The 22,299-nt window shown below is 70.9% G+C and carries 20 protein-coding genes; 11 read left to right on the forward strand and 9 right to left on the reverse strand.

The genetic code is table 11. The annotated features are described in order from the left end of the window. Nucleotide 1 precedes the first annotated feature (1 nt). From shc to ACH4XV_RS19610, 5 genes are all read left to right on the forward strand, one after another. Entirely contained in the window at nucleotides 2-1,915 is a 1,914-nt protein-coding gene (gene shc / locus ACH4XV_RS19590) for a squalene--hopene cyclase (RefSeq protein ID WP_395791378.1), read from the forward strand. Nucleotides 1,916-1,926: 11 nt separating this feature from the next. Beyond that, complete coding sequence (locus ACH4XV_RS19595; protein WP_395791380.1) at nucleotides 1,927-2,556, forward strand: 1-hydroxy-2-methyl-2-butenyl 4-diphosphate reductase; 630 nt, start codon at nucleotides 1,927-1,929, stop codon at nucleotides 2,554-2,556. Next, the gene (locus tag ACH4XV_RS19600; RefSeq protein WP_395791382.1) at nucleotides 2,537-3,916 is read left to right on the forward strand and encodes an aspartate aminotransferase family protein; all 1,380 of its coding nucleotides are present in this window, start codon (nucleotides 2,537-2,539) and stop codon (nucleotides 3,914-3,916) included. The genes ACH4XV_RS19595 and ACH4XV_RS19600 overlap by 20 nt, the downstream gene beginning before the upstream one ends. A gap of 93 nt (nucleotides 3,917-4,009) precedes the next feature. Next, a complete protein-coding gene (locus tag ACH4XV_RS19605) occupies nucleotides 4,010-4,885 on the forward strand; it encodes an amidohydrolase family protein (protein ID WP_395791384.1) in 876 nt (291 codons plus the stop codon). Further along, nucleotides 4,885-6,096, forward strand: coding sequence for an amidohydrolase family protein (locus tag ACH4XV_RS19610; RefSeq protein ID WP_395791386.1), 1,212 nt, complete (start codon nucleotides 4,885-4,887; stop codon nucleotides 6,094-6,096). Before ACH4XV_RS19605 ends, ACH4XV_RS19610 begins: the two co-directional genes overlap by 1 nt. A gap of 33 nt (nucleotides 6,097-6,129) precedes the next feature. Here the strand turns inward: ACH4XV_RS19610 and ACH4XV_RS19615 are convergent, their stop codons facing one another. Both ACH4XV_RS19615 and ACH4XV_RS19620 read right to left on the reverse strand, forming a co-directional pair. Continuing rightward, nucleotides 6,130-6,792, reverse strand: coding sequence for a response regulator (locus ACH4XV_RS19615; RefSeq protein ID WP_395791388.1), 663 nt, complete (start codon nucleotides 6,790-6,792; stop codon nucleotides 6,130-6,132). Further along, the gene (locus ACH4XV_RS19620; RefSeq protein WP_395791390.1) at nucleotides 6,767-7,936 is read right to left on the reverse strand and encodes a sensor histidine kinase; all 1,170 of its coding nucleotides are present in this window, start codon (nucleotides 7,934-7,936) and stop codon (nucleotides 6,767-6,769) included. The genes ACH4XV_RS19615 and ACH4XV_RS19620 overlap by 26 nt, the downstream gene beginning before the upstream one ends. Nucleotides 7,937-8,089: 153 nt before the next feature. Here ACH4XV_RS19620 and ACH4XV_RS19625 point away from each other — a divergent pair, with 153 nt between their 5' ends. Further along, nucleotides 8,090-10,390, forward strand: a complete 2,301-nt coding sequence (locus ACH4XV_RS19625; protein ID WP_395791392.1) for an MMPL family transporter — start codon at nucleotides 8,090-8,092, stop codon at nucleotides 10,388-10,390. 202 nt (nucleotides 10,391-10,592) lie between these two features. On the opposite strand, the gene ACH4XV_RS19630 is transcribed toward ACH4XV_RS19625, so the two are convergent. Beyond that, complete coding sequence (locus tag ACH4XV_RS19630; RefSeq protein WP_395791394.1) at nucleotides 10,593-11,318, reverse strand: SDR family NAD(P)-dependent oxidoreductase; 726 nt, start codon at nucleotides 11,316-11,318, stop codon at nucleotides 10,593-10,595. A 112-nt stretch (nucleotides 11,319-11,430) separates the two neighbouring features. After that, nucleotides 11,431-12,321, reverse strand: a complete 891-nt coding sequence (locus ACH4XV_RS19635) for an NAD(P)H-binding protein (protein WP_395791396.1) — start codon at nucleotides 12,319-12,321, stop codon at nucleotides 11,431-11,433. A 135-nt stretch (nucleotides 12,322-12,456) separates the two neighbouring features. Between ACH4XV_RS19635 and ACH4XV_RS19640 the strand changes: the two genes are divergently transcribed. The 3 genes from ACH4XV_RS19640 (at nucleotide 12,457) to ACH4XV_RS19650 (ending at nucleotide 14,544) form a co-directional block, all read left to right on the forward strand. Next, nucleotides 12,457-13,353: a LysR family transcriptional regulator gene (locus ACH4XV_RS19640; protein ID WP_395791398.1), complete on the forward strand. Its 897-nt coding sequence runs from the start codon at nucleotides 12,457-12,459 to the stop codon at nucleotides 13,351-13,353. A gap of 50 nt (nucleotides 13,354-13,403) precedes the next feature. Next, nucleotides 13,404-13,889 (forward strand): nitroreductase/quinone reductase family protein, encoded by a 486-nt coding sequence (locus ACH4XV_RS19645; protein WP_395791400.1) that lies wholly within the window; start codon nucleotides 13,404-13,406, stop codon nucleotides 13,887-13,889. A 346-nt stretch (nucleotides 13,890-14,235) separates the two neighbouring features. Beyond that, a complete protein-coding gene (locus ACH4XV_RS19650; RefSeq protein ID WP_395791402.1) occupies nucleotides 14,236-14,544 on the forward strand; it encodes a hypothetical protein in 309 nt (102 codons plus the stop codon). Between the two features lie 15 nt (nucleotides 14,545-14,559). Here ACH4XV_RS19650 and ACH4XV_RS19655 read toward each other — a convergent pair whose 3' ends face one another. From ACH4XV_RS19655 to ACH4XV_RS19665, 3 genes are all read right to left on the reverse strand, one after another. Next, a complete protein-coding gene (locus tag ACH4XV_RS19655; RefSeq protein ID WP_395791404.1) occupies nucleotides 14,560-15,684 on the reverse strand; it encodes an NUDIX hydrolase in 1,125 nt (374 codons plus the stop codon). After that, the gene (locus tag ACH4XV_RS19660; protein ID WP_395791406.1) at nucleotides 15,681-16,004 is read right to left on the reverse strand and encodes a hypothetical protein; all 324 of its coding nucleotides are present in this window, start codon (nucleotides 16,002-16,004) and stop codon (nucleotides 15,681-15,683) included. The genes ACH4XV_RS19655 and ACH4XV_RS19660 overlap by 4 nt, the downstream gene beginning before the upstream one ends. 218 nt (nucleotides 16,005-16,222) lie before the next feature. Continuing rightward, a complete protein-coding gene (locus tag ACH4XV_RS19665) occupies nucleotides 16,223-17,554 on the reverse strand; it encodes an acyl-CoA synthetase (RefSeq protein ID WP_395791408.1) in 1,332 nt (443 codons plus the stop codon). 1,207 nt (nucleotides 17,555-18,761) lie between these two features. On the opposite strand from ACH4XV_RS19665, the gene ACH4XV_RS19670 reads away from it, so the two are divergent. Continuing rightward, entirely contained in the window at nucleotides 18,762-19,613 is an 852-nt protein-coding gene (locus ACH4XV_RS19670) for a hypothetical protein (RefSeq protein WP_395791410.1), read from the forward strand. A 164-nt stretch (nucleotides 19,614-19,777) separates the two neighbouring features. Further along, nucleotides 19,778-20,359, forward strand: coding sequence for a TerD family protein (locus ACH4XV_RS19675; protein WP_379996591.1), 582 nt, complete (start codon nucleotides 19,778-19,780; stop codon nucleotides 20,357-20,359). Between the two features lie 54 nt (nucleotides 20,360-20,413). Here the strand turns inward: ACH4XV_RS19675 and ACH4XV_RS19680 are convergent, their stop codons facing one another. Beyond that, complete coding sequence (locus ACH4XV_RS19680) at nucleotides 20,414-20,998, reverse strand: sigma-70 family RNA polymerase sigma factor (protein ID WP_379996593.1); 585 nt, start codon at nucleotides 20,996-20,998, stop codon at nucleotides 20,414-20,416. A gap of 390 nt (nucleotides 20,999-21,388) precedes the next feature. Beyond that, entirely contained in the window at nucleotides 21,389-21,943 is a 555-nt protein-coding gene (locus tag ACH4XV_RS19685; protein ID WP_395791412.1) for a DUF3558 family protein, read from the reverse strand. Nucleotides 21,944-22,299: the final 356 nt, after the last annotated feature.

The raw sequence follows: 22,299 nt of genomic DNA on the forward strand, positions 1-22,299 counted from the left end.
GATGACAGTGACCGCCCAGCCGGGAATCGGCGATGTCAGTGATGACCGGGTCAGGGACGCGCTCGACAAGGCCGTCGCTCATCTGATGGAGCTTCAGGACGATGCGGGCTGGTGGAAGGGGGAACTCGAGACCAACGTCACGATGGACGCCGAGGATCTGCTCTTCCGCGAGTTCCTGGGCATCCGCACCGAGGAACAGACCGCGGCGAGCGCCCGGTGGATCCGGGCCAACCAGCGCGCCGACGGCACCTGGTCGACCTTCTTCGGCGGCCCCGCCGACCTGTCGGTGACGGTCGAGGCCTACGTGGCGCTGAAGTTGGCGGGCGACGACCCCGACGCCAAGCACATGGCCGCGGCGGCGGAGTTCATCCGCGACGGCGGCGGCCTGGCCGAGACCCGGGTGTTCACCCGCTTCTGGCTGGCCTTCTTCGGCTGGTGGTCGTGGGACGAACTGCCGGTGTTGCCACCGGAGATCGTCTATCTGCCCAAGTGGTTCCCGCTCAACGTCTACGACTTCGCCTGCTGGGCCCGGCAGACCATCGTGCCGCTGACCATCGTCAGCTCGATGCGCCCGGTCCGGCCCGCGCCGTTCGGCCTGGCCGAACTGCGCCCGACCAAGCCGGTGGTGGGCAAGGCCGCCGCATCCGACCCGTGGTCGCGGGTGTTCCGGGCACTGGACGCCGGGCTGCACCAGTACCGGAAGCGGCCGATCAAGCCGATCCGGCAGGCCGCGATGCGCAAGGCCGAGCAGTGGATCATCCGCCGCCAGGAGGCCGACGGCGGCTGGGGCGGCATCCAACCGCCGTGGGTCTACTCGCTGATCGCGCTGCGGCTGATGGGGTATCCGCTCAACCACCCGGTGATGGCCCAGGGCATCAAGGGCCTGGACGGCTTCACCATCGTGGACACCGACGAGGACGGCGAGCTGCGCCGCCGGTTCGAGGCGTGCCAGTCGCCGGTGTGGGACACGGGCCTGACCCTGGTCGCCCTACGGGACGCGGGGGTCCCGGCGGGCGACCCGAGGGTGGTCAAGGCGGCCGGGTGGCTGATGGACGAGGAGATCCGCGAGGTCGGCGACTGGGCGGTGCGCCGGCCGCATCTGGAACCCGGCGGGTGGGCCTTCGAGTTCGCCAACGACTACTACCCGGACACCGACGACACGGCCGAGATCGTGATGGCCCTGCGCTACACCGACCACCCCGACGGGGCGCGCAAGGCCGCGGTCCTGGACCGGGCCGAGCGGTGGACCGCCGGGATGCGCAGCAAGGACGGCGGGTGGGGCGCGTTCGACGCGGACAACGTCAGCATCCTGCCGCTGAAGTTGCCGTTCAGTGATTTCGGCGCGGTCACCGATCCGCCCTCGGCCGACGTGACCGCGCACATCGTGGAGATGCTGGCCGACGGCGGCGCCCGCTACAGCTCCTATGTCGCCGACGGCGTCAAGTGGCTGATGGAGCATCAGGAGGCGGACGGCTCCTGGTTCGGCCGCTGGGGCGCGAACTACGTCTACGGCACCGGCGCGGTGGTGCCGGCGCTGGTGACCGCGGGGGTCGACCCCCGGCATGCGGCGATCCGGCGCGCGGTGGCGTGGTTGGAGACCCGGCAGAACCCGGACGGCGGCTGGGGCGAGGATCTGCGCAGCTACGACGAGGCCGAGACCTGGTCCGGGCGCGGCGAGTCGACCGCGTCGCAGACCGCGTGGGCGCTGCTCGCGCTGCACGCGGCCGGCGAGTTCGGCGAGGTCGCGCAGCGTGGGATCGACTGGCTGACCGAGCATCAGAACGAGCTGGGCGGGTGGGACGAGCCGCAGTTCACCGGCACCGGCTTCCCCGGCGACTTCTACATCAAGTACCACATGTACCGGCTCGTCTTCCCCGTGATGGCGCTCGGCCGCTATGCCAGGACGACAGGCTGATCATGCCCTTGATGGTGGTCACTCCGCTTCGGATCGAGATGCGTGCGGTCGAGGCGGGGCTGATGGGGGCCTTCAACGTGCGCGTGGTGCGCGCGGGCATGGGAGCGGACAAGGCCCGTGCCCGCGCGCGGGCCCTGTCCGCGCTGCCGGCCGAGGAGTTCGGCACGTTGGCGGTCGCGGGATTCGGCGCGGGGGTCGGCCCCGGCGTCGCGGTGGGCGATGTGGTGGTGGCCTCAGAGGTGCGCGGCCCGGACGGTACCGTGGTCGAACTGCCCACGTCCGGCGTGCTGTTGGAGTGGATGCACCGGGTCTCGCCGAAGCTGAGGCTGCATCACGGCCCGATCGAGACGGTGGACAAGCTGGTCAAGGGCCGGGCCCGGGGGACCCTCCGCGAGCGGGGCGTGCTGGCCGCCGACATGGAGTCGGTGTGGCTGCTGGCGGCGGCGGGGCAGCGGCCGGCCGGGGTGATCCGGGTGATCACCGACACCCCGGAGCGCGAACTGCTCCGTCCCCGCCTGGTGGTGGACGGGTTCCGGGCGTTCCGCACGTTGCGCCACGCCACCCCGGCCCTGCTTGACTGGGCCAACGACGAGCGAACCAAGTCAGGAGGTACGGCGGGCGATGACGTTCGACCTGGGTGAGACGTACGAGGCCTACGCGGACCGCGGCTTCGAGCTGCACGCGAAGCACCTCAACCCGCAACTCCCGCGCGTGCTGCGGACGATCGGCATGGACCGGAAGTACGTCCGGGCCGAGGGGCCGTACCTGTACGACGACAAGGGCGACCGCTACCTGGACTTCCTCTCCGGGTTCGGCACCTACGGGGTGGGCCGGCACCATCCCGTGGTGCGCAAGGCGATGCAGGACGTGATCGCGCTCGACCTGCCGGACATCGTGCACTTCCACACTCCGCCGCTGGCCGCCGCGCTGGCCGAGCGGCTGCTCGCCCGCGCGCCCGGGATGGATCGGGTGTACTTCTGCAACAGCGGGACCGAGGCGGTCGAGGCAGCGCTGAAGTTCGCCCGGTTCGCCACCGGGCGGCGCCGGATCGTCTACATCGACCACGCCTTCCACGGCCTGACCACGGGTGCGCTCTCCGTCAACGGCGCGGCCGAGTTCCGCAAGGGCTTCGAGCCGCTGCTGCCGGACGTGGGCATCAAGCTGGGCGATCTGGACGCGCTGGCGCGGGAGTTGAAGCGCGGTGACGTCGCGGCGCTGATCATCGAGCCGATCCTGGGCAAGGGCGTGCTCGCGCCGCCGCCGGGGTGGCTGGCCGCCGCGCAGAAGTTGTTGCGCGAGCACGGCGCGCTGCTGATCGCCGACGAGGTGCAGACCGGGATGGGGCGCACCGGCAGGTTCTTCGCGTACCAGTGGGAGGACGGCGTCGAGCCGGACATCGTCACGGTCGCGAAGGCGTTGTCGGGCGGCTATGTGCCGATCGGCGCGACGCTGACCCGTGACTGGGTGTTCAAGAAGGTCTATTCGACGATGGACCGGGTGCTCGTGCACGACTGCACGTTCGGCGGCAACAATCAGGCGATGGCGGCGGGGCTGGCCACGCTGGCGGTGCTCGACGACGAGGACCTGATCGGGAACAGCGCGCGGATGGGCGACGCGTTCACGGCGGCGCTGACCCCGCTGATCGACAAGTACGAGCTGTTCGCGGAGGTGCGCGGGCGCGGCCTGATGATCGGCCTGGAGTTCGGCAAGCCGCGCTCGCTGAAGTTGCGCGCCGGGTGGACGGCGCTCCAGGCGGCCCGGCACGGGTTGTTCGCGCAGATGGTGGTCGTACCGCTGTTCCAGCGGCACCGGGTGCTCACCCAGGTGGCGGGCGACCACATGGACGTGATCAAGCTGCTGCCACCGTATGTGATCGGGCAGGAGGACGTGGACCACTTCGTCGCGGGCTTCGTGGACGTGATGGACGACGCGCACAAGGGCACGGGACTGATGTGGGACTTCGGTCGCACGCTGATCAAGCAGGCGATGACCAACCGCTGACGCCCGCGCCGCACGCGCTCGTTGCCTATGGCCGTTGCCCCCTGCTGCTGTTAAGTTGATGGAGTCAATCAACTGATGGGCAGGGGGTTCGCCATGTCCGAAGCCGGGGCCGCCGGCGCCTTGGGTGCGGTCGATCCGATGATCGGCTTCCCGAGTGCGCAGGCCAGGAGCCACTACGACTTCCTGAAGCCGCAACTGCGTGACGCGGAGAGCGGCGAGATGGAGTTTCCCGCCGAGTACATGTTCAAGGGTGTGCCGAACCGGCTGGACGAAGGAGCCGATCCGGTCGAGGTGACGATCGGTCACATGGACGCGTGCGGCGTCGAGATCGGCCTGGTGGGGCTGAGCGAGACCGCGCTGCGCGCGATCGCCGCGCATCCGAAGCGGTTCCGGCCGACGCTGGAGGTGGACCCGAACGACATCACCAAGGCGGTGCGCCGGATCCGGGCGGCGTACGAGGAGCACGGGATCGTCGCGGTGACCACGTTCCCGGCGGGCTGCAATCCGCAGGTGCCGGTCAGCGATCGGCGCTACTACCCGATCTACCAGACCTGTATCGACCTGGACCTGCCGATCGTGTCCAACGCGGGCATCGCCGGTCCGCGGGTGCCGTCCGCGTGCCAGGACGTGATGCACTTCGACCAGGTCTGCTACGACTTCCCCGAGCTGCGGATCGTGATGCGGCACGGCGCGGAGCCGTGGGAGGACCTGGCGGTCAAGCTGATGCTCAAGTGGCCGGGGCTGTACTACATGACCTCGGCGTTCGCGCCGAAGTACTACCCCAAGGCGATCGTCGACTACGCGAACACGCGTGGGGCGGACAAGGTGATGTACGCGGGCTACTACCCGATGGGGTTGTCCCTGGAGCGCATCTTCCGCGAGTTGCCGGACGTGCCGTTCAAGCCCGAGGTGCGGGCGAAGTTCCTGCGGGAGAACGCGATGCGGGTTTTCAAGCTGGGGGAGCGGTGATGGGCGGTTCGGGCGGTTCGGGGCGGTACACCGTCATCTCGGCGGACGGGCATGCCGGCGCGGGCATGGACGTCTACCGGGAGTTCCTGGATCCGGCGTGGCATGAGGAGTTCGACGCCTGGCGGGGGCGCTACCGCAACCCGTTCCGCGACCTCCAGGGCGACGGGCGTACCCGCAACTGGGACGACGAGCGGCGGATCGCCGAACTGGCCGCCGACGGGATCGTCGCCGAGGTGGTGTTCCCGAACACGGTGCCACCGTTCTTCCCGACCGGCCAACTGCTCGCGCGCCCACCGTCGTCGGCGCACTCCTACGCCCGCCGGCTGGCCGGGATCCGGGCGCACAACCGCTGGCTGGCCCACTGGTGCGGCGGAGCAAACGCCGTACGTCGAGCGGGACTTGCCCAGGTGTTCCTGAACGACGTCGACGACGCGGTGGCCGAGGCGGTGTGGGCCAGGGAGAACGGGCTCGCGGGCATCCTGATCCCGACCACGCCGCCGGACGCGACCGGGATCCTGCCGCTGTACGCGCCGGAGTGGGATCGGCTGTGGGAAGTCTGCCAGGACCTGGAGTTGGCGGTGGTCAACCACGGCGGCTCCGGTAGCCCGGACTACGGGGACTACCCGGCGGCGACGTTCCTGTGGATCGCCGAGGCGACGCTGTTCTCCCGTCGGCCGCTCACCCACATGCTGCTGTCCGGGGCGTTCGCGCGCTTTCCCCGGCTGAAGTTCGCGATCACCGAGCAGGGCGCCGCCTGGGTCCCGCCGCTGCTGCGGCAACTGGACGCCTATCACGCGCAGATGGCGTCGGGGCGGATCGGCGAACTCAAGTACACCGAGGCGGACCGGCTGCCCGAGCCGCCGAGCGTGTACTTCGCCCGGAACTGTTGGGTGGGCGCGAGCTTCCCGTCGCCGACGGAGGCCGCGGCGCGGCACGAACTCGGCGTGGACCGCTACATGTGGGGCGCGGACTACCCGCACGACGAGGGCACTTACCCGTACACGCGCGAGTCGTTGCGTCGCTCCTTCCACGACGCGTCGCCCGAGGAACTGCGCGCGATCCTGGCCGGCAACGCGGCGACGCTGTACGGCTTCGACCTGGCCGCGTTGGACGCGCTCGCGGCGGAGGTCGGACCGACGCACGCGGAGGTGGCGCAGCCGTTGGCGACGGTCCCCGCGGACAGCAACAGCCCGGCGTTCACCCGCTCCTGACGGGGATTCATGGGGTGTGGCCCGGCGCCCGGCTCAGGGTCCGGGGAGGATACGGCGCGTTTCGTAGGCCCACATGGCGATCTCGACCCGGTTGCGGGCGCCGAGTTTGGCCATCAGGCCGGCCAGATGCGTCTTCACCGTGCTGAGGCTGATGTGCAGTGCGTCGGCGATCTCGGTGTTGGTCAGCCCGCGGGCGACGGCGAGGAGCACCTGCTCCTCGCGCGCGGTGACGGGGGAGATCGGCTGGGCCACGGGCCGGCCGACGGGCAGGTCCGCGAATGCCTGGAGCAGACGGACGGTGACGCTGGGCGCGATGAGCGCCTCACCGCCGGACGCCGACCGTACGGCCTGGGCCAGAAGGTCCGGTCCGGTGTCCTTGAGGAGGAAACCGCGGGCGCCGGCACGCAGCGCGCCGTAGACGTACTCGTCGAGGTCGAAAGTGGTGATGACGACCACGGCCAGTGGGTCGGCGACGCCCGGGCCGGCGACCAGCCGGGTGGCCTCGAGCCCGTCGATCACGGGCATGCGGATGTCGAACAGGCAGACGTCAGGGCGCAGTTCGCGGGCCAGACGGACGGCCTCCCCGCCGTCGGCGGCCTCGCCGACCACCTCGATGTCGGGCTGGGCGTTCAACATGATCCGCAGCCCGGTGCGGATGATGGTCTGGTCGTCAGCGACGAGGACGCGGATGGGCACCGTTCCCGGTCCTCCCTCTCGGCAGCTCGGCCTCGACATGCCAGCCCTGTTCGGGGCCGGGGCCGGCTTGTAGTTCGCCGCCGAGCAGGGCGGCGCGCTCGTGCAGTCCGGCAAGTCCGTATCCGGCACGGCCTCGGCCGGTGCGGTGGCCGTTGTCGCGCACGCTCACCCGTACCGTATGCCGTTCCGCGGTGACCCGGACGACGACCTCGGTCGCGTCGACCGCATGGCGCATGGCGTTGGTCACCGATTCCTGCACGATGCGGTAGACGGCCGCGTCCACGGCCGGGGGCAGAGTGTCCAGTTCGCCGTCGAGCCCCAGGTCGACCCTGAGCCGACCACCCGGGGTGCGTACCAGGCGCTCCAGATCCGCGACACCGGCAGGCGGCGCCAACTCGGCGCCGGCCCCGCGGTCGCGCAGCGCGGTGACCATGGCTCGCATTTCCTCCAGCGTGCGCGCCCCTTCCTCCTCGACCCCCTCCAGCGCCTGGACGGCGGCGGACGGGTCGGTGCCCGCGAGCACCCGGCCCGCCTGGGCGCTGATCACCATGGCCGAAACGTGGTGGGCCACCGTGTCGTGCAGTTCCCGGGCGAGCTGCTCACGCTCGCGGGAGCGAACCTGCTCCAACTGCCGCTCGCGAGCGGTCACCAGGAACCGCACGGCAGCCCCGATCAAGCCGGGCAGCATCAGGAAGACAAAACCCCCGACCAGTTCGGCGGCCCTCGTTTCGTACGTGATCGAACACAGCGCGAAGGTCGCGAGGATCACCCCGCTGCCCAGCACGATCTCCCGTCCCGATCCCCACCGGGGCAGCGCATACACCAGCACGAGTACGACCGCGCCGGTGTCCAGCCCGACGGGTTCCGGTGCGGCGACCAGCGAGACCAGCTGGAGCAGGATCACCGAGCCGAACGCCGCCGCGACCATCGCCAGTGGGCGGGTCCGGCGCCACAGGAGCAGCAGGCACAGCCATACGGCGAAAACCGCCGCCACCGGCCGCCACACGACGTTCTCGCGCAGGCCGGCCTCCAGCAGCACACCGCCCAGGGTCGCGGCGAGCAGCGCCCAGTCCCGCCATACCCGGGCGGGCGCGTCGGGCGGTCGGGGTTCGGTCCACACGGTTCGCAGGTCGTTTCGCAGCACGGTCTCAGCCTAGGGACCACGCCGTGTCGCGCATCGGCCGAAAGGACGGGGCGTCACTCGGCCCGGGAGCCGAAGGATCCGCGGCCCGCGAGCCGATGCCGCGGAGCGCCGTGGCGACGAACCTCGACATCGGCGGCCGGACAAGGACGGCCGATGACGTGGTTGGAGAAATCGATGCTCTCGAAAGCCCTGTTGCGTCTGGGCGCAGGCGCCGCCCGCCATCCCTGGCGGGTGATCGCGGCATGGCTGATCGCCGCCACGCTCGCCGTCCTCGCCGCGATCGCCTTCGGCGGACGAAACGCGGACTCGATGACCGTTCCGGGACTGGACTCCCAACGGGCCGCGGAACTGATCGAGCGGGCCGGCACCGGCCAGGAGGGGATGACCGCCCAGGTGGTCGTCACCCCCCGCGACGGTGGCGCGACGTTCCTCGACCACGGCAGCGCGCGCACCGCTCTCGCGCGGTTGCAGACCGAGGTGCGGCGGTTGCCGCACGTGCTCGGCACGAGCGACCCGGCGGGAGCGCTCGACGCGGGCGGGGACACCACCGTGCGCGGCGGCCTGGTGTCGGCCGACGGGCGGATCGCGGTCGTCCGGGTGCAGTACCCCGACCAGAGCCGGTTGTCGGCGAAAGACCTCGACGCCCTCGTTGATCTCGGTGACCGGCTGCGCGCCGATCTGCCCCTGCGCATCGAGATGGGTGGGGACCTCTTCTACGCCTTCTCCACCCCCGAAGGCGGCGTAAGCGAGCTGATCGGCATCCTTGCCGCGGCCGCGATCCTGTTCCTGGCGTTCGGTTCGCTCGTCGCCGCCGCGTTGCCGATCGGCATGGCGGTCTTCGGGCTGACCGTCGGGGTTGCCACGATGACGGTGCTGGCGGGGGTGACGGACGTGCCGACCTTTGCCCCCGTCCTGGGCAGCATGGTCGGGCTCGGAGTGGGCATCGACTACGCGCTGTTCGTGCTCGCCAGGCACCGGGAATACCTCGCGCGCGGGTTCGATCCCCGCGAGGCGGCGGGGCGAGCGGTGGCTACGGCGGGGCGGCCCGTGGTCTTCGCCGGCGGCACCGTCGTGGTATCGATCCTGGGCATGGCGGTTGCGAACGTACCGTTCATGACCGTGGGCGGGTTCGCCGTCTCGATTGTCGTCCTGACCATGGTGCTCGCGTCGGTGACGCTGCTGCCTGCCCTCCTCGGCGCCGCCGGCCCACGCCTGGCCCGGGCCGGCCGGATCGGCCGGGCTCTGCGGACGAGGAAGTCGGCCCGACTCGCACGGCGGCGGGACCCTGCGGCAGGCGGCGCCCACGCCGCCGGGTGGGGCCGCTGGATCGGGCACGTCAGCCGGCACCCGGTGCCGTACGCGGTCGGCGCGGCGGGGCTGCTGCTGACCGCGGCGCTGCCCGTGCTCGGCCTGCGCGTCGGCCTGCCCGACGACGGTTCACTGCCCCACAGCCGTACCGAGCGCCGGGCCTACGACCTCGTCGCCGAGGGGTTCGGCCCGGGCATCAACGGTCCCCTCGTCATCGCCGCGGACCCCGCCGGTGATCCGGGAGCGCTGGACCGACTCGTCGCGACGGTCGCGGCGGATCCGGGCATCGCGTCCGTCGCGCCGACGCACATCGATCGGGCCACCGGGATTGCGACCCTCGTGGTGTTCCCGACCACCAGCCCTCAGGACAAGGCCACGGCCGACACCATCGCCCGGCTGCGCACCGACGTGCTGCCCACGGCGATCGGGCACGGCCCTGCCAGGGCCCACGTCGGCGGCGCCGCCGCGAGCCTGTCCGATGTGGGTCGACGCACCAGCGAACGCCTCCCGCTGTTCGTCGCCACGGTGCTGGCGATGTCGTTCCTGCTGCTGATGTTGGTCTTCCGCTCGATACTCGTACCGCTCAAGGCGGTGCTGCTGAATCTGCTGAGCATCGGCGCGGCCTACGGCGTCATGGTCGCGGTCTTCCAGTGGGGCTGGGGAGGCGCACTCATCGGGCTGGAGGCGACGGTTCCGATCGTGTCGTTCATCCCGATGTTCCTCTTCGCCATCCTGTTCGGCCTGTCGATGGACTACGAGGTGTTCCTGCTCTCCCGCGTACGCGAGGAGTATCTGCGCACCGGCGACAACGGCAGGGCGATCGTCGACGGCATCTCGGGCACCGCCCGGATCATCACCTCGGCCGCCCTCATCATGGTGGCGGTCTTCCTGTCCTTCGCCGTCACCGACGACCCCTCCACCAAGATGTTCGGGCTCGGCCTGGCCACCGCGATCTTCATCGACGCCACGGTCGTCCGCATGGTGCTGGTACCGGCGACCATGACACTCCTCGGCCGGGCCAACTGGTGGTTGCCGAAGTGGCTGGACTCGCTGCTTCCCGGCGGCCCGGTCGGGGCCGGCGACACCGGCGACACCGAGGCGGGATGCATGGGTGAGGCCCCGCGTTCACGGCTGGTCGACCGGTGAGTCGGCTCCTGCCCGGCCTTGGCGTCAGGCGCCTCGGCGCTAGGGCGTGTCTTCAATCTCCCGCCGAGCACCACGACGCCCGGCACCGCACCTCGCCGCCCCGGAGAAACAGGCGAATAGAACCACTATGCACCTGCTTCTCCGGCACGCCGATGCACGGCACCGAACGCCGCGGAGCCCGACGGGAGATTGAAGACACGCCCTAGCGGCCCAGGACGTGGCCGCCGCTGACGTTGACGAACTCGCCGGTCATGTAGCCCGCTTCGGGGGAGGCGACGAAGGCGACCGCGGCGGCGATGTCGTCGGGGCGGCCGATGCGCTTGACGAGCGTGGCCTCCGCGCGGCGGGCGTGTTCGGCGGCGTCCTGGACCATGTCGAAGGCGAACTCGGTGTCGGCGATGTAGCCGGGGACGACGACGTTGGCGGTGATGCCGTCGGGGCCGACCCGGGCGGCGAGGGTGTGGTTCCAGGCGTGCACGGCGGCCTTGGCGGCGCCGTACGCGTTGTTCCCGCGCAGTCCGGCGGTCGAGCCGATCGACACGATGCGGCCGCCGGGGCGGGCGATGCGGGGGAGCAGGGCCTCGGTGAGCAGGATGGTGGGCAGGACGACGTGGTCGTACATCCCGCGCCAATGGTCGGCGACGGCGGCCAGGTCCGGCTCGTCGAGCGCGGGCAGCCGCTGGCCGGCGTTGTTGACCAGTACGTCCACCCGCGCGGGCAGCGACTCCCGGGCCCGCTCCACCGCATGAGGGTCCGTCAGGTCGACGGCGACCGCGACGCCGCCGATCTCCTCGGCGACGGCGGCGAGCGGCTCGGGACGGCGGCCGAGCACGGTCACGTGGTCGCCCTGCGCGGCGAATCGGCGTGCGATGGCCCGCCCGATGCCACTGCCCGCGCCGCTGACCACCACGAATCGCCGTGCGTCCATGCCCCGTTGTCCCCTCGTAGGATTTGCCGCGATCCTACGAGGGGGAGGGCGCCCCGACCTGCCGGTATGGGTGTGATCACCGGCACGTGCGCCGCGCGCGGGCCGGGTTCGGTCAGGCCACGACGGCGGGCCGCAGTACCTCCTCGCACCACCGGCGGAACGTGGTCGGCGCGGTCTCGGGCGTGCTTGCCGCGTCGGCGCCGTAGTAGCCCTGGGCGTCCAACGAGTCCACCATGTCGGCGAGCCCCTGGGCCCATGCCTCGCTCGCGCCGTGGCCGATCAGGGTCGCCTTGTAGTCGGCGCTGCTCGTGCGCTGGAAGCGGATCGGCCGGCCGAGCACCTCGGACAGGACGTCCGCCATGGCCGGCGGCGTCAGGTCGTCGGGGCCGACCAGCGGGACGTCGGCCGAACCGGTCCAGGAGCCGTCGAGAAGCAGTCGGGCCGCCGTGGCGGCGATGTCCCGGGTGGCGCAGGTGCGCAGGACCCGGTCCTCGGTGGTGGCCATGAAGAACATGCCCGTGCGGCGGATCGCCTCGACCTGGTGCAGCAGGTTCTCCATCAGAAAGGGCGGACACAGCGCCCGGTAGTGCACGTCCATGGCGGCGATCGCCTCGTCCATGGCGAGCGAGGCGGAGATCTGCCCGGCGTTCTCGGCCACGCCGCGCCCGAGGGTGGAGACGGCGACGATGCGTCGGATGCCGTCGCCGCCGACGACGTCGCGCAGCGGCTCGGTGAAGGCGCGGAAGTGGCCGTCGACGCTGTCGGCGCCGGGTGTAGGCGGCGCCAACCAGAACATCCGGTCGGCGCCCGCGCACGCCTCCTTCAGCACGACGGGGTCGGCGTGCGAACCCGCGACGACCTCGACCCGCTCGCGGATGTTCGCGGGCAGGCGCGCGGGGTCGCGGGCGATCACCCGCACGGGCGGCACGGCGCCCGGGGCGTCGAGAAGGCCGGTGAGAACCTGCGCGCCGATCTGTCCGGTCGGGGTGGTGACGACGATCACGAATACTCCAGGAGAGATGTTCGAAGGGATGTCGTCGAGCCTGGTGGCCGGCGGCCCCGAACTGAAGGATCGATCGGCTCCCGGTTGTTACCCTCAGGGCAATACCGAGCGGAACGCAGGGGAGAGGGTGAGTACGTGGAGTCCCGCCCGCTGCGCTACTTCGTCGCCGTCGCCGAGGAGCTGAACTTCGCGCGCGCCGCCGAGCGGCTGGGGATCTCGCCGCCACCGCTGTCGCGCGCGATCCGCGCGCTGGAGACGGAAGTGGGCGCGGTTCTGTTCGAGCGGACCACGCACAGTGTGGCGCTGACCCCCGCCGGGGCGGTGCTCCTGGCGGAGGCGCGGCCCGCGCTGGACGCGCTGGATGCCGCCGGACGCCGGGCGCGGCGCGCCGCCGACGCCTCGCCGAAGCTGGTGCTGGCGGTGAAGGCGGACGGTGACGGGGACCTGCTGGAGCCGATGTTGGCGCGCTACGGAGCCGAACCGGGAGCGATGCCGGTACGGATCCGGCTGTGCGGCTGGCATGAACAGCCCGACCTGCTGCGCCGGGGCGAGGTGGACGTGGCCCTGGTCCACGAGCCGTTCGACCGCGCCGGCCTGGACGCCGAGACGCTGATCGCCGAACCGCGCGTGGCCGCGCTCCCCGGCGCACACCCGCTCGTGGCCGAGGAGTCGTTGACCCTCGCCGACCTGGGGTTGCGCCCCGAGGAGGTGGACCGGTACATCGAGGAGCACCGCTGCGCGGGCCGCGACCTCGCCCAACTGTTGACGCTGGTGGCCCTGGGCGGTCGAACCCCGCTGCTGCCGGTGTCCGTGGCGGCCCGGTATCCGCGGCCGGGCGTCGTGTTCCGGCCGGTCGTGGACGCGCCGCCGTCGGTGCTGGCCGTCGCCTGGCCCGAACGGTCCCGCTCGACGGCGGTGGCGGCGCTGGTCCGAGCGGCCTCGGCGGTGGCCCGGACGGGGGTCGGGAGCCGTGACGCGGACCACGTCCGGATCCCCGAGACCGGCATTGATGGTTGGCGAGACCCGGACTAGAGTCGCGCAACCCAACTGCCGCGCGTGCCTTTCCTGGAGCGAGAACCATCATGGCGGAACAGAAGAACGACGAATTCATCGAGCCCTCGCCCGAGGAGATCGTTCTCTTCACCAAGGAGCACGTCTCGCAGATGGAGCAGTCGGACGGCGACGACGTCTGGCTGCTGGCCGGGATGGACCACGTGCTCGTACACACGGTCGGCCGCAAGAGCGGCCGGCTGCACAAGGTCGCCCTGCCGTTCTGGGCGGACGAGAACGGCCACCGCATCGTGGTCGGCTCCTTCGCGGGCGCCGCCAAGCACCCGTCCTGGTACGTGAACCTGTCCGACCGCACGGCCAACCCGCAGCTCCTGGTCCGCGTGCAGCACGCGACGTACTGGAGCGTCCCGGAGATCCTCGACGGCGACGAGTACACGAAGACCTGGGCGGCCCTGACGGCCGACCGCGCCTACTACGCCAACTACCAAACCCGCACCGACCGCCGAATCCCCCTCATCCGCCTCCCGGAAACCACCCTGATCGCCACCCGAGGCTGAGGGTCGTTCACAACGGGATCATCACCGTTCCGCTCCTTGCCTGTGACGCGGAGGCGGAGCCCGTGGGGAAGATCAATCTGCTTCTGGACGGTGTGCGGGCCGAGTTGCTGCACGCGGGGCTGTCTTGCGGGCCGTCGTCTATACGCCGCTCTTGGCCGATGGGGAGGCGGCCCGGCCCACGCGGGAGACCGTGCATCGGGTGTGTGACGGGCTCGGCGTCGGGGGGCAACGGCGGGAAGACGTCGGGCACATGGCCTTCGCCCTCGTGGAGTAGGCGGTTCGGCGGTCGGTGGCCAACCGCTAGGAACTGGAAGTCGTCGGAGCCGCCCCCGACCGGGCGCCGATCGTGTGCGTCGAACTGTGCGAGGTCGACGCGATCCGGCCGCCTCGCCGGATCGAGCGCGGATCCGGCCTCGCCGTCGCGCTCGAACTCGGCGGCCACTGGCCGCACCACGAGTGCGGCTGGTGGATCTCGCATCGGGGACCGGTCTCGTGGTTCGTCGTCGGCGACGTCGAACCCGACCGAGGCGGCCAGCCGTTCGAGATCCGCCTCCCCGGCCTACGCGGCTTCGGCGACACCCACCTCGTCACCCTCGCCGACATCGACCGCGACGTCCACAACCGCCTCGGCCCACCCTGCTGCCGCCTGATCTGACGTGGCCCCGACCGTTCACCCCCGCTGCCTGGGTTGCATCATCGGCGGCTCCAGCGTCCGGGCCGTGCCCCGGCGGAACAGCTGTGCCGGGGCCCCGGGCCGGGATGTCCGTTTTTCGTTGGTCCTCACCACGAACGCGGTGGTGTTCCGCACCCTGCGCTGAAAGTTCTGCGGGTTGAGCCTGACGCCCCACACCGCTTCGTAGACCTCGCGCAACTCGCTGATAGTGAATTCGGTCCCACAGAAGTCGATGCCGACAGTGGTGTGTTCCAGCAGCCGGCGCGCACGTTCGAGCCCGTGTCGCAGGATCACGCCGTGGTCGAAGGCGAGATAGCCCCGGTGGTCCCACAGGGATTCCTCCACCTCGACCCAGTCCGCCCGATAGGCATCCGTCGCACCGGTTACCTCGGGCAGGTTCGGGGCGATCGCCAGGAAAGCGGTCGAGGAGATCCGTCCCCGGGGATCGCGCCGCGGATGCGAGTACGTGTGCAACTGCTGGAACGGAATCCCGGAGCCGTCCAGGCCGGTCTCCTCCTTGAGCTCTCGCATCGCGGTGTCCTCCAGGGACTCACCGGGGCGGACGAACCCGCCGGGAAGTGCGAGCTGTCCGGAGAACGGGTCGGTGGCGCGCCTGATCAGCAGGACGTGCAACCGCCCCGAACGGATCGTGAAGATGACGATGTCGGCCGTCGGCAGCGTCGCGACTCGCGGTCGTCTCACCAGTCCGGGCCGTGCGCCGCCACGAATGGAGGTCGCCAGATCACGCGCACTCACCACGGATCCCCGGGGGACCTCGAACGGGAGATCCTTAGGCGGTTCCGCGTAGAAGACGGCGAGGCCCCGCTCGTGCACGATGCCCAGCTCCCACGCGGTCGTGCGGCCGATGTATCCGTCCGGGTCCACGACGTACACGAAGTCCGAGGAGTAGATCTTCTTCAGGGTCGCGGCCTGGATGGCATGGTCCGAGGAGAACGGCGGATCGGAGGCGAAGCGCACGAATTCGCTGCCGTGGTTGGTGATTCGGGACATCGGAGGTGACTTCACCACCACACCGGCGGCCGCGAACTCACGTGCAGCCGCGAGGACCTGAGGGTAGTGCTGCCTGAAGCTCCCGATCAGGGAGACCGACGGTGCGATCACGACCGATCCTCTCCGCTGCGCTCCGATACGGAGGTGTGGTCCAGCGAGGAGGTACGGGTGGGCGCGGCGGCCTCGTCCGGAGTGGGCGTCCGGTCCGACCGGCCGACACGGTATCGCTCGGGCGGTTCCTGTATCACCGGCGTCTGGAGTCGACGGACGAGTTCGGCCGCAGCGAGGCTGGTACCGGTGACGACCGTGGTGATCACTGCCGGGTCGTAATGCTCCAAGACCATCAGGACGGCAAACCCGAAGACGACCCCCACGGCGATCAGGCCGGCGGCGAGGGGGCTGATCGTGCGCTTTACCGGGCGACTACTCATGACCAGATGGTGCCGGCCGGGGGTTGCGGATCGTCTGTGTCGATAGCACCCGACTGACGCCAATGGCAGCGTTGTTGCAGGTGGGCGGGGTGTGTGCGACAAAGCGTCGACATGAACCGAACCGGGGGCTGGTGGGTTGGCGGTGGGCGGTGGGCGGTGGGCGGTGACAACGCTCGGCCCGCCTGCGGCCGGCCATGGTCCGCAGGTCCCGCCGACCCTCAGTCGGTCAGGAGTTTCTTCTGGATCTTGCCCATCGCGTTGCGCGGGAGGTCGGGGACGAAGAGGACGCGGCGGGGGCGCTTGTGCACGGACAGGCCGGCCGCTACGTGGTCGATGAGTTGGCGCTCCGTCACCTCGCCGCCCGGTGCCAGGACCACGAACGCGACGATCTCCTGGCCGAGATCGGCATGCGGGGCACCGATCACGGCCGCCTCGTGGATCGCCGGGTGGGCCAGGAGCGCGCCCTCGACCTCGCCCGCGCCGACTCGGTAGCCGCCAGTCTTGATCAGGTCCGTACTCGCCCGGCCGACGATCCGGTGTCGGCCGTCTGCGTCGATCACCGCTACGTCGCCGGTGCGGAACCAGCCGTCGGTGGTAAGCGTCGCGGCAGTCGCCTCGGGGCGATTCAGGTATCCCTGGAACAGCGTCGGCGAGTCGACCTGCAACTCGCCCACGGTCTCGCCGTCATGCGCACACGGCGACCCGTCCTCGCCGACCAGCCGCGTCCGCACGCCCGCGATCGGCCACCCGACGGACCCGGGTCGGCGTTCGCCGTCGGCCCGGGTGCTGAGCGTGATCAGCGTCTCGGTCATGCCGTACCGCTCGACCGGCCGGTGTCCCGTGAGTTCGGCGACACGCTCGAACACCGGCACCGGCAGCGGCGCACTCCCCGACACCAGCAGTCGCGCGCCGGCCAGCGCGCGCGCCGAGTCCGGGTCCTGCGCGATCCGCGACCATACCGTCGGCACGCCGAAGTACAGACTGCCCCCGGCCGCCGCGTAGCCCGCCGGGGTGGGCCGCCCCGTATGCACGAGCCGCGACCCGGTCCGCAGCGCCCCGAGCACGCCCAGCACGAGCCCGTGCACATGGAACAGCGGCAGCCCATGCACGAGGACGTCGTCCGCCGTCCAGTCCCACGCCTCGATCGCCCCGTCCAGCCCGGCCGCGATCGCCGCGTGCGAGATCAACACACCCTTCGGCGGGCCGGTGGTGCCACTGGTGTACAGGATCAGCGCGGTCGTATCCGGACCCGGCTCCGGCAGCGTGCCCGCCGACCGAGCAGCGGGGTCGACCTCCATCGTGGGCAGCCCGGTATCCGTCCACGCCCCCGGCGCCACCAGCAGCGCGGCCCCCGAGTCCGACAGGATGTGCGCCCGCTCCAACGGCCCCGAATCCGGCGGCACCGGCACGACCGGCACCCCGGCCAGCAACCCACCCAGGGTGGCGATCACCGTCCCCAACGAGGCATCGGCCCGCACCGCCACGGCCGGCGCCCCGGCAATCCGCTCCGCCAACGCCCAAGCAGCCCCGAACAACCCCTCCCGCGACATCGCGTCCCCACCGACGACAACCGCATCCCCACGATCCGTCCCAACCCCGTCGGCAGACACGACAAGAGACACGTAGCACCCTCCACACCCTGGCCGGTCAACCCACCGATGCTATGCGCCAGAACCCCAACAACGAGCTATCCCCCACCCGTTCGCCCCGCGTGGCGCGCCCGCCGACACCAGAACATGGCGCCGGCACCGTCGGCCACCCGGATACCGGCCGACCGTGGCGGCGCTGTGGCGTCGGGGACGCGGGGCACGACGCTGCCGGATACGTCGCCGAGCCGGGGTCGGGCGTGTCCGGCGCGTCGCGCTTGTGGTTGCCGGTCCGGGGCGGGTCAGAGTCGCCGGGTGGGCCGCCGCCGGCGTGCGGGGCTCCCAAGGCTCCGGGCTTCCGGCGACGCGGCGCGTTGCTCGGCGGAAAACCGGCTGGTAGCGGCGGGCCGGGTGAGGGGTCGAGTTGGTCCGTTGAGGAGCCTTCCCGAGTGGGCCTGGGTGTTTCGGGGGGCATCTGGGGGAGGGCTGGGGTTCGGAACCGGATTTCGATGGGCGGTTGTGGGCTTTGCGCTTTCGGTGACCTGCGGTTTTGCGTGCTCAGTGGGCGAAGTCGGGCGTCGAGTGACGGTTTCGTGTGCCCCGACGCCCTGAACGCCGGTATGGAGACCGAAACTGTGCAGTGGCAGTCGGCTTCGTATGCTGCGACCTCACAGAGGCCGTTGAGGAAACCGAAAGTGCCAAGTGGAGGTCGCAACCGGATCTCGAGGCCCTCCAAAAACAGCTGCTCTTCGTGCTGACCTGGGGTTTTCTCCGCGCCGAGACTGCGGCAGCCCACGCCGTCCGGGTTCGTGAACCGTCCGTCACCCACACGCCCACCGCACCCCGAAAGCACCGCCCCAACCCCTCACCTGCCCGCCGCTGCCGGCTGGTTTTCCGCCGAGCAACGCGCTCGTCTCGTCGGACCCCGGGGTCCTTGGAGCCCCGCACGCCGGCCTCCGGCCGTGATCGGCCCGTGCCACGGCGGGTGTTCCGCGGTGACCACCCCTCCCGAGTCGGAGACTGCGTCGGTGTCGTGTGGACGCAAGGGGTTCCCCCACGACAGGTTCCGGTGTGGGGCCTAGCGTGGCGGGTGGGGAACCGCGAAGCGGGGTCGGTCGTCAGAGGGGCAAGGTTGTCGGGTGGGGTTCCTTCGGTGGAGCTAGGAGTGGGTGTGCGTCGCAATCGTGTGGGGAGACACCGGGTCGGGGCCGTGGTGGCGGTGTGCATATCGCTCGCGGCGTTGAGTGCTTGTGGCAGCGAGTCGAGTCCCCTGTCCACCATCGAGAAGAGCACGCCGACCGCGCCGGTCACCGACAGCGCCTCATCCGGGCTCGACGAGACCGTGCGCAACGAGGACCTGGACGTCGGCGAACTCGCGCGCCGCGCCAAGCAGTCGGCCGCGAACATCAAGACCGTGCACGTCGTCGCGGACATCGTCTCCGACGGCAAGGCGACCAAGCTGGACCTCAAGGTGGACCGTGGCAGCGAGGACTTCCAGGGCACCGTCGAGCAGAACGGCGTACGCCTGGAGGTGCGCCGGATCGGCGACGCCATGTACGTCCGGGGCGACGAGCAGGCGTACCGCTCGCTGGTCGGCACGGTGGACGGCGAACTCGCCGCGAAGCTGCTCGCCGGGAAGTGGCTCAAGGGCGACGCCAACAGCGAGAAGCTGCGCGGCGTACGCGACATCACCACCGTGGCCGACCCGGGCGCGGCGCTCAAGGACTTCCCCGAGGACGGCGTCAAGCTGCCCGTCGAGACGATCAACAACCGGCGGATGATCCCGCTCACCGGCCCGCCCGGACGCGACGACGGCAAGGTCTACATCGAGGCCCAGGGCGGAAAGCCCTACCCGGTGCTGATCGTGTCCAAGGGCGGCAGGGGTGGCAAGAGCAGCGGCTCGATCAGCTACGGCGACTTCGACGTCCCGGTGAAGGTGACCGCGCCGCCCGCCGCCGAGGTGATCGAGATCCCCGACCGCGGCACCACGTCGAGCACGCCCCGACCGGGCAGCACGGCCTGACCCGACCCTTGGCGGGCCCATACCGGATATCCCTCGACTCGGAGCGAACGACACACTCGCGCCGCCGGACTGATCCACTCGCCCTAGGATGCTCTCCAGCCAGACGCGGCCCGTCTCGGGACGGGCCGGCGCAATCGGGGAACCACCGTAGAGGGGAGTTTGCGATGACGGTCGTTCTCGCACAGGGGGAGAGCGTCACCATCGGCAAGGGCGAGGCCGGTTCGGCCGCGCGGGTCCGGATGGGGCTGGGCTGGGACGCGGTCAAGCACAAGGGGCTGCGCCCGGGTCTGCAGGCGCTCACCGGCGTCGACCTCGACGCGTCCTGCCTGCTGTTCGACGCCGACCACCACCTCGTCGACACGGTGTGGCCGCGGCAGTTGGTCTCCAAGGACGGCGCCGTCACGCACACCGGCGACAACACCACCGGCGCGGGCGACGGCGACGACGAGTCGATCATCGTCGACCTCGCCGCGCTGTCGCCGCGCGTGACGGCACTGGTCTTCACGGTCAGCGCCGACTCCAGCCACGCCTTCTCGCGAGTCGCCAACGCCTACTGCCGGCTCGTCGACGAGCACGACGACAGCGAGATCGTGCGCTACGAACTGTCCGAACACGGCGGCCACGACGCGCAGATCATGGTCAAGCTGGCCCGCGTGGCCGACGGCTGGCAGGCCACCGCGATCGGCCGGGCCGCCAAGGGCAACACGTACCACGACCTGCTGCCGGAGATCCTCAAGCACCTGTAGCCACAGCGCACCTGTAGCCACACCGGCATCGACCAGGCCCGGCGACAAGGCGGACTACGCCGCGACGACGAACCCACGCTCGCGCGCGTAGTCCGCCAACGCCTCGCGCAACCGCCGCCGCCCCCGGTGCAGGCGCGACATCACCGTGCCCAGCGGCACCTTCGTGAACGCGGCGATCTCCTTGTACGGAAAGCCCTCGACGTCCGCGAGGTATACCGTCACCCGGAACTCCTCGGGCAGCGCCCGCAACGCGGCCACCACGTCCGAGTCCGGCAGGTGGTCCAGCGCTTCCAGCTCCGCCGAGCGCAACCCCGTCGACTCGTGCGAGGCGGCGCGGTACAGCTGCCAGTCCTCGATCTCCTGCGTGGTCGACACCACCGGCTGCCGCTGCTTTCTGCGGTAGGAGGTGATGAAGGTGTTCGTGAGGATCCGATACAGCCATGCCTTGAGATTGGTGCCGTCGCGGAACTGATGGAAGGACGCGTACGCCTTGGTGAACGTCTCCTGGACCAGGTCCTCGGCATCGGAGGCATTGCGGGTCATCCGCAACGCGGCCGGGTAGAGCGGCTCCAGGAACGGTACGGCGTCGCGCTCGAAGCGGTCCAGCCGCGGGCCGGGGGTGGTCAGCAGATCACTCACGTCGTCGCTCCCGGATCGAAGGGTACGGAGGGACGAGGGACATGAAGGGCATGAAGGGCGTGAAGGGTGAGAACCCGTCGGCGCCGCCTGCCTGGCTCATCCCTCATCGCGCCAGGGTCATACAGCTCCCCTGCCCATCATGTGCCCGCCGACGCCGGAATCAGCCGTGACATTGGTCCCGCCTCGCGGGGTACGAGGGTCCGGACGAACCAACCGGCCCGCGAAGACGGTGCGTAGATGACGGAGGGTCAATATCCGTACACGATATGACGATTCGCCGTCGTTCCCCGGACCGGCCGCAACCCGTACCCTCGAACGATGAGTTACCGTACGCGCACGATCGTGATCACAGCGCAACGATCGGCGGGCCGGCCCCCTCAGCCCCCTCCCTCACATCCTCGCCACCGCCAGCTTCGCCAGCGACACCAACTGCTCCTTGCTCGGCGGCGGGTCGCCGCCGCCCGCGTTCAGCGAGAACACCGCCGTCTCGTCGCCCCGCCGGGCCGCGACGACCAGTACGCCGCCGATGGTGTCGGGCTGCACGTACACCGCCGCGTCGCCCACCCCCGCCACCTTCTCGGTGCGCGCGTCGCCCAGCGTGCCCAGGTACGCCTCCAGTGCCTTGTCCACCCCGCCCGCCTTGGAGCGCGTGGCGATCGTGCTGACCACCGGGGCACCGTCGGCCGCCGCGTAGTCGCAGCCCAGCGGATTCTGCGCGGCCTTCAGGCCCGGCAGCGCCAGCGCCTGCGAGACCTGGTCGGCGGTCAGGATCGAGCACGCGTCCACCGCCCGCAGGTCGCCGCTCGCACCGGTGCCGCCGCTCGCGGCCGGACTCGCGCCCTTGTCCCCGGCCGCCTTCGTACCGCCCCCGTCGCCGTCGTCGCACCCGGCCAGCGGCAGCACGACGGCCGCGACCACGACCACCACGCCCATCCGAACCCTCACGGCGTTCCCCGTTCCCGTTGCCCGGGTCGTCCCCGGCTCGACTCCCGGGTCGACCCCGGCCTCCCGCATGATCCGACATTTGATCCGCCATGTCCCGGCCGACGGTGCGTTCGGGTCGCGATCGCGCCGCGATCCGGCCCACGCAGGCACGCCCGCCCACCCCCGCCGTTCGGGTCGAAATGTCTCGCGATGCGGGCTGCGAGCAAGGTCACACCCGCCCCGATGAACCCGATATCCCCAGGTGGGACACGGAATCCCGGTCCGCCCGCCGTGCCCGGCATGTGGACCGGGCCTGCGGGGCACCTGCACACGTGTCCTAAAGTCACGCAGGGTTCGACCCGTTGCCGAGACTCCAC

It is taken from the genome of Embleya sp. NPDC020630 (assembly GCF_044334985.1).
Taxonomy (GTDB): Bacteria; Actinomycetota; Actinomycetes; order Streptomycetales; family Streptomycetaceae; genus Embleya.

Excerpts from the sequence above, each read along its gene's own strand:
- ACH4XV_RS19630 (WP_395791394.1), bottom strand. The coding sequence starts at position 11,318 with ATGGACGCACGGCGATTCGTGGTGGTCAGCGGCGCGGGCAGTGGCATC.
- ACH4XV_RS19605 (WP_395791384.1), top strand. The coding sequence starts at position 4,010 with ATGTCCGAAGCCGGGGCCGCCGGCGCCTTGGGTGCGGTCGATCCGATG.
- ACH4XV_RS19675 (WP_379996591.1), top strand. The coding sequence starts at position 19,778 with ATGACGGTCGTTCTCGCACAGGGGGAGAGCGTCACCATCGGCAAGGGC.
- shc (WP_395791378.1), top strand. The coding sequence starts at position 2 with ATGACAGTGACCGCCCAGCCGGGAATCGGCGATGTCAGTGATGACCGG.
- ACH4XV_RS19660 (WP_395791406.1), bottom strand. The coding sequence starts at position 16,004 with ATGAGTAGTCGCCCGGTAAAGCGCACGATCAGCCCCCTCGCCGCCGGC.
- ACH4XV_RS19625 (WP_395791392.1), top strand. The coding sequence starts at position 8,090 with ATGACGTGGTTGGAGAAATCGATGCTCTCGAAAGCCCTGTTGCGTCTG.
- ACH4XV_RS19665 (WP_395791408.1), bottom strand. The coding sequence starts at position 17,554 with ATGTCGCGGGAGGGGTTGTTCGGGGCTGCTTGGGCGTTGGCGGAGCGG.
- ACH4XV_RS19610 (WP_395791386.1), top strand. The coding sequence starts at position 4,885 with ATGGGCGGTTCGGGCGGTTCGGGGCGGTACACCGTCATCTCGGCGGAC.
- ACH4XV_RS19595 (WP_395791380.1), top strand. The coding sequence starts at position 1,927 with ATGGTGGTCACTCCGCTTCGGATCGAGATGCGTGCGGTCGAGGCGGGG.
- ACH4XV_RS19600 (WP_395791382.1), top strand. The coding sequence starts at position 2,537 with ATGACGTTCGACCTGGGTGAGACGTACGAGGCCTACGCGGACCGCGGC.
- ACH4XV_RS19645 (WP_395791400.1), top strand. The coding sequence starts at position 13,404 with ATGGCGGAACAGAAGAACGACGAATTCATCGAGCCCTCGCCCGAGGAG.